Consider the following 12,622-nt stretch of genomic DNA (forward strand, 5'->3'; position numbering starts at 1 on the left):
TCTCCTTACTTACGACCTTTACCGCGCGGAACCTTTTTAGGCTTGTCGGTAGGTTGTTGTTCCGGTTGCGCTAGCGCAGCCATTCCACCAAGAATCTCACCTTTGAAGATCCATACTTTAACGCCGATTACGCCGTATGTTGTATGAGCTTCAGCAGTGTTATAGTCGATGTCCGCACGCAATGTATGTAGAGGTACACGACCTTCACGATACCATTCAGAACGAGCAATTTCTGCACCGCCTAAACGACCGCTAACTTCAACTTTGATACCTTTAGCGCCTAAACGCATTGCATTTTGTACCGCTTTTTTCATAGCACGACGGAACATTACACGACGTTCTAATTGTGAAGCGATGCTATCTGCAACTAATTTTGCATCTAATTCAGGTTTTTTCACTTCAGCAATATTGATTTGTGCAGGAACGCCGGCAATTTTTGCCACTGCGTTACGCAATTTCTCAACATCTTCACCTTTCTTACCAATTACGATACCAGGGCGGGCTGTGTGAATAGTCACACGAATGCTCTTTGCAGGACGTTCAATAGTAATACGTGAAACTGAAGCATTCGCTAATTCTTTATTTAAGAATTGACGTACTTTGAAATCGCCTTCAAGATTATCGGCGAAGTCTTGTGTATTCGCAAACCAAGTAGAGCTCCAAGGTTTTACAATACCCAGGCGAATACCATGTGGATGTACTTTTTGACCCATTGTTATTCCTCTACGATTAACGATCTGACACAACCACAGTAATGTGGCTTGTACGTTTTAAAATACGATCTGCACGACCTTTAGCACGTGGCATAACACGTTTCATGCTTGGACCTTCATCTACGAAAATCTTCGCAACTTTAAGATCATCGATATCTGCACCGTCATTGTGCTCGGCATTTGCAATAGCTGACTCAAGAACTTTCTTCACTAAAGCTGAGGCTTTTTTATTAGTGTAAGTAAGAATTTCTAATGCTTGAGCAACTTTCTTACCACGGATTAAATCCGCAACTAAGCGAGCTTTTTGCGCTGAAGTGCGAGCGTAACGATGTTTTGCAATTGTTTCCATCTTTTACCCCTTACTTCTTAGCTTTCTTGTCCGCAGCATGACCGCGGTAAGTACGAGTCGGTGCAAATTCGCCTAATTTATGACCGATCATTTCATCAGAAACATAAACAGGAACATGCTGACGACCATTATGGACTGCGATGGTCAATCCGATCATTGATGGAATGATCATTGAACGACGGGACCAGGTTTTAATTGGTTTTTTATCCCCGCTTTCCACCGCCTTCTCTACCTTCTTCAACAAGTGTAGGTCAAGGAAAGGACCTTTCTTGAGAGAACGTGGCATGGCTTATCCTCTTATTAATTTAAAATTATTTACCACGACGACGTACGATATATTTATCAGTACGTTTGTTATGGCGAGTTTTCTTACCTTTGGTTTGAACGCCCCAAGGTGTTACCGGGTGTTTACCAAAGTTACGACCTTCACCACCACCATGTGGGTGATCTACCGGGTTCATTGCAGTACCACGAACTGTAGGGCGTACACCTCTCCAGCGATTAGCACCTGCTTTACCCAATACGCGAAGCATATGCTCTGAGTTACCTACTTCACCGATGGTTGCAGAACACTCAGCTAATACTTTACGCATTTCACCGGAGCGAAGACGTAAAGTAACATAGTTACCTTCACGGGCGATGATCTGTACATAGCTACCTGCAGAGCGGGCAATTTGACCGCCTTTACCAGGTTTTAATTCAACGTTATGTACGGTAGAACCAACCGGAATATTGCGCATTGGTAATGCATTACCAACTTTAATTGGTGCATGCGCACCCGCTTGGATTTGATCACCTGCAGCCAAGCCTTTAGGCGCTAAGATATAACGACGTTCACCGTCTTTATAAAGCACTAAAGCGATATTTGCAGAACGATTCGGATCGTATTCTAAACGCTCAACAACACCAGGAATGTCTAATTTATTACGTTTGAAATCAATTAAACGATAGTGTTGCTTATGACCGCCACCGATGTGACGAGTAGTAATACGACCATAGTTGTTACGACCACCGGTTTTAGATTTAGTATCTAAAAGCACAGCGAAAGGTTTACCTTTGTGCAATTCAGGGTTAACAACTTTAACAACATGACGACGACCAGCGGAGGTCGGCTTACATTTAACGATAGCCATTATCTTCTACTCCTCCGTAATTACTCTGCTGCACCTTCAACGAAGTCCAAAGATTGTCCTTCTTGAAGTGTAACATAAGCTTTTTTCCAGTCACTGCGACGTCCGATCTTAGCACCACGGCGTTTAGTTTTACCTTTCACCACTACGGTACGAACGGAATCCACTTTCACTTCAAAAAGTTGCTCTACTGCGTTAGTAATTTCTACTTTATTTGCATCTAAAGCTACTTTGAAAACGATAGTGTTTGACTTCTCAGCGTTATTTGTTGCTTTCTCAGAGATATGCGGTGCTTTAAGCACTTTTAGCAAACGTTCTTGACTCATGCTAACATCTCCTCAATTTGCTTCACAGCATCCACAGTAACAACCACTTTATCGAAAGCGATCAAACTTACCGGATCAATACCTTGAGCATCACGAACATCTACTTTATATAAGTTACGCGCTGCTAAGAATAGATTTTCATCTAAACTTGCTGTGATGATTAACACATCTTCCAGTGCTAATTCTTTTAATTTTTGTACTAATACTTTGGTTTTTGGTGCATCAATTTCAAATTTATCAACAACAACTAAACGATCTTGACGAACAAGCTCGGAAAGAATGCTCTTAATTGCACCACGGTACATTTTCTTGTTCACTTTTTGGCTGTGATCTTGTGGTTTCGCTGCGAAAGTGACACCACCGGAACGCCAAATTGGTGATCTAATATCACCTGAACGAGCGCGACCTGTACCTTTTTGACGCCAAGGTTTTTTACCTGAACCGGACACTTCAGCACGAGTTTTTTGTGCACGAGAACCTTGACGGGCACCTGCTGCATAAGCAACAACAACTTGGTGAATCAATGCTTCGTTAAACTCACGGCCGAAGGTAGTTTCAGAAACAGTGAGTGCGTTAGCACCTACAACTTGTAATTCCATCTCTATCTCCCAGACCTATGCTTTAACTGCCGGCTTAACGATAACATCACTACCGGTAGCACCAGGAACGGCGCCTTTCACTAATAGCAATTTACGCTCAGCATCTACACGAACAACTTCAAGTGATTGAACGGTTACACGCTCATTACCTAAGTGTCCTGCCATTTTTTTGCCTTTAAACACACGGCCCGGAGTTTGGTTTTGACCAATAGAACCAAGGACACGATGTGATAAAGAGTTACCGTGGGTAGCATCTTGAGTGCGGAAGTTCCAACGTTTAACACCACCTTGGAAGCCTTTACCTTTAGATGTACCGGTAACATCGACTTTTTTAACATCTGCAAAGATGTCAACATTAATTTCTTGACCTAAAGTGAATTCTTCACCTTCAGTACGAAATTCCCATAAACCGCGACCGGCTTCAACACCGGCTTTCACGAAATGACCCGCTTCAGGCTTAGTCACACGGCTCGCTTTTTTAGAACCGGTTGTAACTTGAACTGCAGTATAGCCATCGTTTTCAAGAGTTTTAACTTGAGTTACGCGGTTGGCTTCGATTTCGATAACGGTAACCGGTACTGACACGCCGTCTTCATTAAAGATACGGGTCATACCGACTTTACGACCGACTAAACCAATCATTGTAATAACCTCTTAATTAACCTAGGCTGATCTGCACGTCAACGCCGGCAGCCAAGTCTAAACGCATCAACGCATCAACAGTTTTTTCTGTTGGCTCAACAATATCAACTAAACGTTTGTGAGTACGGATTTCATATTGGTCACGTGCATCTTTGTTTACGTGTGGAGAAATCAATACTGTGAAACGCTCTTTACGAGTTGGTAAAGGAATCGGACCACGCACTTGTGCACCGGTACGTTTAGCTGTTTCAACGATCTCCGCCGTGGATTGATCGATCAAACGATGATCAAACGCTTTAAGACGGATACGGATTCTTTGGTTCTGCATTAGACCAGAGCTCCAATAAATTTAGCTAATAAAAAACTAACACCATCACAATTCTTACATCAAAACAACAAGAAAAGGAGGTGAAAGCTACCTGTTATATAGTCCCCAAATCGGAGACATTGTTAGTATTACCTATCGTAATACCCGTTTAATAAATGATTACACTAAACGGCTTCTATAATTAAAGCCCGCAAATTCTACTGAAACCCACCGCACTTTGCAAGCGCTTTGTGAAGATAAGGCGGTAAATTACGGTTTAAACGCCTTTAACAGCGAATCGAAAATGTATTCTTCAACATTGGTATAGCAATTTTTCTTTAAGCGGCACAAGGTTACACTCCAAGGAATGGCTTCTTCCATTCTCCGGCAAATGAATTCCGTCGATTTATATTGTTCGTACATCGGCAAGGGCAAAATCGTTAATAGGCTTTCGTTAATTTTTACCGAGTATAACAAAAAGTCCCACGAACTCGATTTCAAGACGATATTCGGATAGACATTATGCCGTTCAAAAGATTCGACCAATTGATGATGAATCATAAACGTCTGATCAAAAATCACTATCTTTTCGCCGTGCAGATCGCGCCATGTAATGTTCTCTTTTGCGGATAAATGATGCTTTGGCGATAAGAACAGGGAGAGTTCCGAACGGTGTATTTCGTAAGATTCTATGATGTTTTTAGAAATTCTCTCCGGATTTAACAGAACGGCGAAATCGATATTTTCCAACAACAGATCGCTTTTTAATAAATAAGCGCCCAATTCCTTAATCGTGAAATTAATCTCCGGATTGTTCAGAATCAGTTTCGGCATGACTTCGGAAAAAACGACGGACAGGATCAACGGCGGTATGCCGATTGAAATATGCCCCTTTATCTGCTCGATCGACTTATGCAGATTTGAGTGCATTTCATTATATTTTTTTATAACCTCTTTGGCATCACGGTAGTAATTTTCGCCCACATAAGTTAATCCGACAATTTTCCCCTGCGCCCGTTTAAACAACTGCACCCCTTCCTTATTTTCAAAATCGCTGATCATCATGCTCAGCGCGGGCTGAGAAACGTAGAGATTCAATGAAGCCCTGCTCAGATTGAAGTCGTTATCCACGATTGAAACGAAATATCGTAAATGTCGAATATCCATGTCATCTTCCTCCACAATGAGCCTTTCGCCCGTCCATGTAAAGCGGTGCTCCCACCGGCGACCTATAAGTATAGCTTATACCCCTTTCAAAAATATATATTTCTTTTCTGAAAAAATTTTTGCTAATTTCAGCTCACCAAGTCCGACGAATTCACACATAAAAAGGAGGGAAAAATAGCATTACTTACAACGCTCCCCTTTTTAATCGATTTCTGCATGGCAGTTTACATCTCGACTTCATTATAAATTTTATTAAACATTCGGAGGGTCATTATGACTAAAAAAAGAATTGATCTATCAGATGTAAAAAATCATTTACATGATGGAATGAGCATTATGTTCGGTGGCTTTATGGGTATCGGCACACCGGAAAAGCTGGTTAAGGAAATTCTTGATTCGGGCGTTAAAGATCTCACCCTGATCGGTAACGATACCGCATTCGTCGATACCGGCGTCGGGCCGTTAATCACCAACAATCGGGTGAAACGGGTTATCGCCTCGCATATCGGCACCAATCCGGAAACCGGCAAAAAAATGATTGCCGGCGAAATTGACGTCGAACTGGTTCCGCAAGGCACGTTAGCCGAACGGGTTCGGGCGGGCGGCGCTGGATTAGGCGGCATTCTCACACCGACCGGCGTCGGCACCGTGGTGGAGGAAGGCAAACAGAAAATTCAGATAAACGGCGTCGAACACCTGATTGAATTACCGTTAAAAGCCGACCTTGCCATTGTTCGGGCAAAAAAAAGCCGATGAAGCCGGCAACCTTGTCTATGAATTATCCGCACAAAACTTCAATCCTCTCATTGCACTCGCCTCCAAAACCGTCATTGTCCAAGCCGACCAAGTCGTAAAAACCGGCGATATTTCACCGGACGCCGTCGTCACCCCCGCCGCACTGGTGGACTATATCGTTTACCCGGAATAAGGAGAACTGTCATGAACGCAAAAGAATTAATCGCACGCCGTATCGCAATGGAACTCAACGACGGTGATATCGTAAATTTAGGCATCGGCTTACCGACCCAAGTGGCGAATTATTTGCCCGACGACGTCGATATTACATTGCAATCGGAAAACGGTTTCATGGGATTAACCGCATTGGATCCCGAGTATCCGAATCCCAATCTGGTCAACGCGGGCGGACAACCTTGCGGCATTAAAGCGGGCGGCGCCACCTTCGACAGCGCATTCTCTTTCGCCTTGATTCGCGGCGGTCACGTGGATGCCTGCGTGTTAGGCGGTCTGGAAGTGGATCAACAAGGCAACCTCGCCAACTGGATGGTGCCGGGCAAAATGGTGCCGGGCATGGGCGGTGCAATGGATTTAGTGACCGGTTCCCGCAAAGTGATCATCGGCATGGAACACTGTGCCAAATCGGGAAGTTCCAAGATTCTGAAACAATGCACCTTACCGTTAACGGCGCGCAATAAAGTCACCATGGTCGTTACCGAATTGGCGGTATTCCGCTTTATCGACGATCAGTTAGTGCTTAAAGAACACGCACCCGATGTCGATTTAGACACGATTCGAGGCAAAACGGAAGCGGATTTCATTGTCGCCGACGATTTCAAAGAAATGCATATCAGCCAAAAAGGAATGTAGTCATGATTAGCCGCGTATCTCGTTTTATGACCGCACTGGTCAGCAAATATCTGCCGGATCCGCTAATCTTCGCCGTGTTGCTTACCTTTATCACCTTCGTGTGTGCGTTATGTTTAACGGACAGCACGCCTGTTGACCTGGTCAACATGTGGGGTGACGGGTTCTGGAATCTGCTCGCTTTCGGTATGCAAATGGCGTTGATTGTGGTGACGGGAAATGCCTTGGCGACTTCGCCGCAAATCAAGTCCTTCCTGACTACCATGGCATCGCTGGCAAAAACACCGGCACAAGGCGTGGTGCTCGTCACCTTCATGGGTTCTATCGCCTGTATTATCAACTGGGGCTTCGGCTTAGTGGTCGGCGCGATGTTCGCCAAAGAAGTGGCGCGGCGGGTGAAAGGCAGCGACTACGCCTTGTTAATCGCCTGCGCCTATATCGCCTTTATGACATGGGGCGGCGGTTTGTCGGGTTCCATGCCGTTACTGGCGGCGACCCCGGGAAATCCGGTGGCGCACATTATGGTGACGGAAAGCAATCCGCAAGGCATTATTCCGGCGACCGAAACGCTGTTCTCAAGCTATAACCTCTTTATCACTGGCTGTCTGATACTCTGTTTGCCGTTTATCACCTACATGATGATGCCGAAAAGCGGCGAAGTGAAAAGTATCGATCCGACATTGCTCGCGCCAGATCCCGAATTTACCAAAAAACTGGATCAGAACGCGACGGTAGCGGAGAAAATGGAAGAAAGCCGGCTGCTCGCCTACGCCATCGGTGCGTTGGGTTACGGCTATCTTGCCATGTATTTCCATAAAAACGGCTTCAATCTCACCATTAACAACGTCAACCTCATTTTCCTGATTACCGGCATCGTATTACACGGTTCGCTGATGGCGTATATGCGCGCGATTCTGAATGCCACCCGCAGCACCGCCGGCATTCTCATTCAATTCCCGTTCTACGCTGGCGTGCAATTAATGATGGAACATTCGGGGCTCGGCGGACTCATCACCGAATTCTTTATTAACATCGCCAATAAAGACACCTTCCCGGTGCTGACCTTCTTCAGCTCCGCATTAATCAACTTCGCCGTGCCGTCCGGCGGCGGGCACTGGGTGATTCAAGGGCCGTTCGTCATTCCGGCGGCACAGGCATTGGGCGCAGATCTGGGCAAATCCACTATGGCAATTGCCTACGGTGAACAATGGATGAACATGGCGCAACCGTTCTGGGCGTTACCGGCGTTGGGCATCTCAGGTCTTGGGGTACGGGATATTATGGGATTCTGTATGACCGCACTTATCTTCACCACCCCGATCTTTTTCATCGGATTATATTTCTTTTAAATTAAGAGGATACAAATATGGAAAATATCGTTATCGTCAGCGCGGTCAGAACGCCGATCGGCAGCTTTAACGGCAGTCTTGCCGCCGTCAGTGCGGTTGATCTGGGCGCTACCGTGATCAAAGAAGTGATCAAGCGCGCAGACATCGACAGCGCCTTGGTCAACGAAGTGATTATGGGTAATGTGCTGCAAGCCGGTATCGGACAAAACCCTGCCCGTCAAGCTGCACTCAAAGCGGGCGTGGCGAAGGGAATTCCGTCCTACACTGTCAATAAAGTCTGCGGTTCGGGCTTAAAAAGCGTGGCGTTGGGCGTGCAAGCCATTGCCAGCGGCGACGCCGACATCGTGGCGGCCGGCGGCATGGAAAGTATGAGCCAAGCGCCGTACATTCTGGATCATAAAATCCGTTCCGGCGTCAGAATGGGCAATCTGCCGTTGCGCGACAGCATGATCGAAGACGGTCTGACGTGCGCCATAAACCATTACCACATGGGCATTACGGCGGAAAATATCGCCGAACAATACGGTATCAGCCGTGAGGAACAGGATCAGCTTGCGCTGCGTTCGCAAACCCTTGCCTCTCAAGCGGTGCAAAACGGCGTATTCGACAAAGAAATCGTATCTGTCACCGTGAAAACCCGCAAAGGCGACATCGTTGTCTCCCGCGACGAATACCCGAAACCCGACACCACAGCGGAAGGGCTGGCGAAGTTAAGACCGGCATTCAAAAAAGACGGCACCGTCACCGCCGGTAACGCCTCCGGTATTAACGACGGCGCCGCCGCGTTATTGTTAATGAGCGAAAGCAAAGCGAACGCATTAGGACTGAAACCGCTCGCCCGTATCCGCGGTTACGCCAGTGCAGGAGTCGATCCTGCCGTGATGGGATTGGGGCCGGTGCCGGCAACCCAGAAAGCGCTGCGCAAAGCGGGATTGACGCTCGACGATATTGACCTGATCGAAGCGAACGAAGCCTTCGCCTCGCAATTCCTCGGCGTCGGCAGAGAACTGCATTTCAATATGGAGAAAACCAATATCCACGGTGGTGCCATCTCGCTGGGTCACCCTATCGGCGCCAGCGGCGCCAGAATTCTGGTGACGCTGCTGCACAATCTCATTGAGAAAGACAAAAAGCTCGGTCTGGCGACCCTGTGTATCGGCGGCGGGGAAGGCATTTCAGTGATTGTCGAACGGATCTGATTCCGTCGAATAAAACAATGGGTCTATAACGATAGACCCATTTTGTTGATATAAAAAACGCTTAAAAAAACGACCGCACTTTTTCGTTCCCCCAACGCTACAACGGCAATTCCGTCGTGGATTTAACCGTTTTCAGCGACACTTCGGATTTTAAGGTTTTAATTCCGATGTCTTTGGTGAGATATTTATTTTTTATACTGTTGAATTCTTCCAAATCGGAAACCCACATTTTTAAAATGAAATCGTAACTGCCCGCCATCAGATGACATTCAGTAATTTGCGGAATTAATTTCACTTCAAAAATGAACCGCTCTTTGAGTTCCGGATCTTCTTCAAAAAACGTGCCCTGTACATAAACCAACAAATTGCAATTCAGTTTTTTGGGATGTAATAACGCTGCATAACCATCAATAACACCGCTTTCTTCCAACTGGTTCACCCGACGCAGACAGGCGGAATTGGATAAGCCAACTTCTTTGGCAAGCTCGTTATTTGGCAATCTTCCGTTGCGCTGCAATGCCTTAAGAATGCGCGTATCAATGTTATCAAACAGTTTCTTTCGCATAGAAAATCCTTTTATAAAAAAAGACTGACGGATTATAGCAAGACCACCCGTAAAAATCTGCGATACAGGCGGTCTTTTCATGCCCCGCGGTTAAACACTATATAAAGAAACCTGGATGACCAACAATGTCGCGCCGATAACCAACAAACAACCGATCATCGGTAAAACAAACTTCACCCACTTATTGAACGGAATATGCAACATTTGCAAAGTCACCAACACCAAGCCGGTCGGCGCCAGGAACAACATGGCATATTGCCCCCAGTTGTAGGCGGAAACCACGATGTCGCGTGGAATACCAACGGCGTCGGCAAGCGGCGCCATAATCGGCATGGAAAGCACCGCTAAACCGGAGGAAGACGGCACAATCAGTCCGAGGAAGACGAAAACGATCAACTGACCCAGGATAAAGATACTGCCCGGCATTCCACTCACCAAGTTAGACATATAATCTAAAATCGTGTCGGAAATCATGCCTTGCTCTAAGACAAGGTTTACTCCGCGCGCCAAGCCGATAATGAGCGACACGCCGACCAATTCCGATGCCCCTTCGGTAAAGGATTCCACAATGTCTTTTTCTTTCAACCCACTGATAAACATGATGATAATGGTGATGGATAAGAAAGATGCCGCCATTTGCGGGAACCACCAACCGCCCGCCATCACGCCCCAGATCATCATTGGGAACGCGATACAGAATAAAATCAGGATAAATTTTCTTCTGAGGGTAAATTCCACCACCACATTCGGATCAAAATTCTTCATATAACGATGACGAAACTCTTCTCTATCCTCATAAGTATATGAAAAACTCGGATCGGCTTTCACTTTTTTACAGTACCAATAAAGATAAGCAATCACACACGCCGAACCTAAGATTAAGCCAATGGTGCGGAATCCGATACCCTCGGTAAATTGAATCCCGGCGGCGTTGGAGGCGATAACTACTGAGAATGGATTAATGGTAGAGAACGCCGTCCCCATGGAGGCGGCTAAGAAAATCGCACCGACGCAAACGATTGCATCGTATCCCAAAGCTAAAAATACCGGTACCAAAATAGGATAAAACGCCACAGCTTCTTCTTCGATACCACAAGTGGTACCGCCTAACACCATAAGCACGGAAACGCTGAACACAATCATGAATTCGTTACCCTTGGTGCGTCGCGCCAATGCCATTAAGCCGGCATTAAATGAACCCGTTTTGTTAATAACCCCTATCATACCGCCCAGCACGAAAATAAAGACCATCACATCCACCGCTTCAATGGTTCCTTCCACCATGCTGATCGGAATATCTTTGATGCCTTTGTAGTGCTGTTCAATTCGTTGATAAGTGCCGGGAATGGCGATAGGTTTCTTAATGATGCCTTCGGTGAAATTGGAAAGTTTAATTTTGATATTGAGGTTATTTAATGTTTCTTCGGTGGCAGGATAGGTTTTATCTTGTTCGCCATAGGTCTTCACTACAAACATTTTGTCAGTCATACTATAAGTCAATTTAGAATATGAACCTGACGGAATAACCCAGGTGAGTCCCACAGCAAGGATGAGAATAAAGAATAAAATCGTAAATGCCGATGGGAAATTAAAGGTCTTTTTTTGAGTAGACGCTTCCATAACAGACTCCTCGTCAATACAACAGTTTTGTTTGGCAAGTTGGCGTAACTTTCTATCAGTTACGCCAGCCGCGCATTTTACTTTGAACCGCTGAATTTTTCAAAGTGCTTTTATTATTATGAATAATAAGAGATCTCTTTCGCCTTATTGGTAATGCGTGTACCGGCCTTGCCTTTCACAATATCAACAATGTCAGAAAGTGATCCGATGACTGCATCTTTTCCCGTATGACGTGCAAAATTTACCGCCGCTTGCACCTTCGGTCCCATGGAACCGGCAGCAAAAGCTAATTTTTCAATTTCATCAGGCGGAGCCAAAGCAATCGCTTTTTGTGTCGGTTTGCCCCAATCTACAAACACAGCAGATACATCGGTGGCAATAATGAACAAATCCGCGTCCAGATTTTCCGCCAACAATGCGGAGCATAAATCTTTGTCGATAACCGCTTCAACCCCTTGCAGATTGTGTTGTTCATCATAATAAGTCGGAATACCGCCACCACCGGCGCAAATGACAATACTGCCCTTTTCCAGCAACCATTTCACCGGACGAATTTCAAAAATTCGTTTTGGTAACGGGCTTGGCACAACGCGACGATATTTATCGCCATCTTGTGCGATAGACCAATTTTTTTCTTTCGCCAGACGTTCCGCTTCTTCTTTGGAATACACCGGACCAATCGGTTTGGTCGGGTTCTTAAATGCCGGGTCGTTAATGTCCACTTCCACTTGGGAAAGCAATGTAGCAAACGGCACTTCAAACGGCACTAAGTTACCCAATTCCTGTTGAATCATGTAACCGATCATGCCCACGGATTCCGCGCCCAACACATCCAACGGATAGGTCGGAACATCTTTATAAGCTGCCCCTTGCAGCGCCAGCAAACCCACTTGTGGCCCATTCCCATGGGCAATCACCAATTCATTATTCGGATAAATTTTGGCGATTTGCTCACAAGCGATACGCACGTTTAAGCGTTGATTTTCCGCCGTCAGCGGTTCGCCGCGCCGTAACAGCGCATTACCGCCCAATGCAATGACGATTCTCATACGCA

At 45.9% G+C, this 12,622-nt stretch carries 15 protein-coding genes and 1 pseudogene; 4 read left to right on the forward strand and 12 right to left on the reverse strand.

Annotation, left to right across the window (positions count from 1 at the left end; translation table 11 throughout):
• Positions 1-5 precede the first annotated feature (5 nt).
• The 9 genes from rpsC to LIN98_RS01190 form a co-directional block, all read right to left on the reverse strand.
• A complete protein-coding gene (rpsC, locus tag LIN98_RS01150; RefSeq protein ID WP_005545489.1) occupies positions 6-713 on the reverse strand; it encodes a 30S ribosomal protein S3 in 708 nt (235 codons plus the stop codon).
• A gap of 16 nt (positions 714-729) precedes the next feature.
• Positions 730-1,062: a 50S ribosomal protein L22 gene (rplV, locus tag LIN98_RS01155; protein WP_005539363.1), complete on the reverse strand. Its 333-nt coding sequence runs from the start codon at positions 1,060-1,062 to the stop codon at positions 730-732.
• Between the two features lie 10 nt (positions 1,063-1,072).
• A complete protein-coding gene (gene rpsS / locus LIN98_RS01160) occupies positions 1,073-1,348 on the reverse strand; it encodes a 30S ribosomal protein S19 (RefSeq protein ID WP_005539416.1) in 276 nt (91 codons plus the stop codon).
• Between the two features lie 25 nt (positions 1,349-1,373).
• A complete protein-coding gene (gene rplB, locus LIN98_RS01165) occupies positions 1,374-2,195 on the reverse strand; it encodes a 50S ribosomal protein L2 (protein WP_249856136.1) in 822 nt (273 codons plus the stop codon).
• Between the two features lie 20 nt (positions 2,196-2,215).
• Positions 2,216-2,518, reverse strand: coding sequence for a 50S ribosomal protein L23 (gene rplW, locus LIN98_RS01170; RefSeq protein WP_005545486.1), 303 nt, complete (start codon positions 2,516-2,518; stop codon positions 2,216-2,218).
• Complete coding sequence (gene rplD, locus LIN98_RS01175; protein WP_005545485.1) at positions 2,515-3,117, reverse strand: 50S ribosomal protein L4; 603 nt, start codon at positions 3,115-3,117, stop codon at positions 2,515-2,517. The genes rplW and rplD overlap by 4 nt, the downstream gene beginning before the upstream one ends.
• Positions 3,118-3,132: 15 nt before the next feature.
• Entirely contained in the window at positions 3,133-3,759 is a 627-nt protein-coding gene (rplC, locus tag LIN98_RS01180; RefSeq protein ID WP_005545484.1) for a 50S ribosomal protein L3, read from the reverse strand.
• 16 nt (positions 3,760-3,775) lie between these two features.
• On the reverse strand, positions 3,776-4,087 hold the full coding sequence (gene rpsJ, locus LIN98_RS01185) for a 30S ribosomal protein S10 (RefSeq protein WP_001181005.1): 312 nt from the start codon (positions 4,085-4,087) through the stop codon (positions 3,776-3,778).
• A 249-nt stretch (positions 4,088-4,336) separates the two neighbouring features.
• The gene (locus LIN98_RS01190) at positions 4,337-5,233 is read right to left on the reverse strand and encodes a LysR family transcriptional regulator (protein ID WP_005585594.1); all 897 of its coding nucleotides are present in this window, start codon (positions 5,231-5,233) and stop codon (positions 4,337-4,339) included.
• Positions 5,234-5,506: 273 nt separating this feature from the next.
• Between LIN98_RS01190 and atoD the strand changes: the two are divergent.
• The 4 genes and pseudogenes from atoD (at position 5,507) to LIN98_RS01210 (ending at position 9,383) form a co-directional block, all read left to right on the forward strand.
• A pseudogene (gene atoD / locus LIN98_RS01195) lies at positions 5,507-6,161 on the forward strand (acetate CoA-transferase subunit alpha).
• 11 nt (positions 6,162-6,172) lie between these two features.
• A complete protein-coding gene (locus LIN98_RS01200; RefSeq protein WP_005568697.1) occupies positions 6,173-6,838 on the forward strand; it encodes a 3-oxoacid CoA-transferase subunit B in 666 nt (221 codons plus the stop codon).
• 2 nt (positions 6,839-6,840) lie between these two features.
• Positions 6,841-8,184: a TIGR00366 family protein gene (locus LIN98_RS01205; RefSeq protein ID WP_014167471.1), complete on the forward strand. Its 1,344-nt coding sequence runs from the start codon at positions 6,841-6,843 to the stop codon at positions 8,182-8,184.
• Between the two features lie 17 nt (positions 8,185-8,201).
• A complete protein-coding gene (locus LIN98_RS01210) occupies positions 8,202-9,383 on the forward strand; it encodes an acetyl-CoA C-acetyltransferase (protein WP_005568693.1) in 1,182 nt (393 codons plus the stop codon).
• Between the two features lie 97 nt (positions 9,384-9,480).
• Here LIN98_RS01210 and LIN98_RS01215 read toward each other — a convergent pair whose 3' ends face one another.
• The 3 genes from LIN98_RS01215 to arcC form a co-directional block, all read right to left on the reverse strand.
• The gene (locus tag LIN98_RS01215; protein ID WP_005539439.1) at positions 9,481-9,948 is read right to left on the reverse strand and encodes an Lrp/AsnC family transcriptional regulator; all 468 of its coding nucleotides are present in this window, start codon (positions 9,946-9,948) and stop codon (positions 9,481-9,483) included.
• A 90-nt stretch (positions 9,949-10,038) separates the two neighbouring features.
• Positions 10,039-11,568, reverse strand: a complete 1,530-nt coding sequence (locus tag LIN98_RS01220) for a YfcC family protein (RefSeq protein WP_005567573.1) — start codon at positions 11,566-11,568, stop codon at positions 10,039-10,041.
• 116 nt (positions 11,569-11,684) lie between these two features.
• Entirely contained in the window at positions 11,685-12,617 is a 933-nt protein-coding gene (gene arcC, locus LIN98_RS01225; RefSeq protein ID WP_005545479.1) for a carbamate kinase, read from the reverse strand.
• Between the last annotated feature and the right edge of the window lie 5 nt (positions 12,618-12,622).

Origin of the sequence: Aggregatibacter actinomycetemcomitans (genome assembly GCF_023518055.1) — a bacterium.
Lineage (GTDB): Bacteria > Pseudomonadota > Gammaproteobacteria > Enterobacterales > Pasteurellaceae > Aggregatibacter > Aggregatibacter actinomycetemcomitans.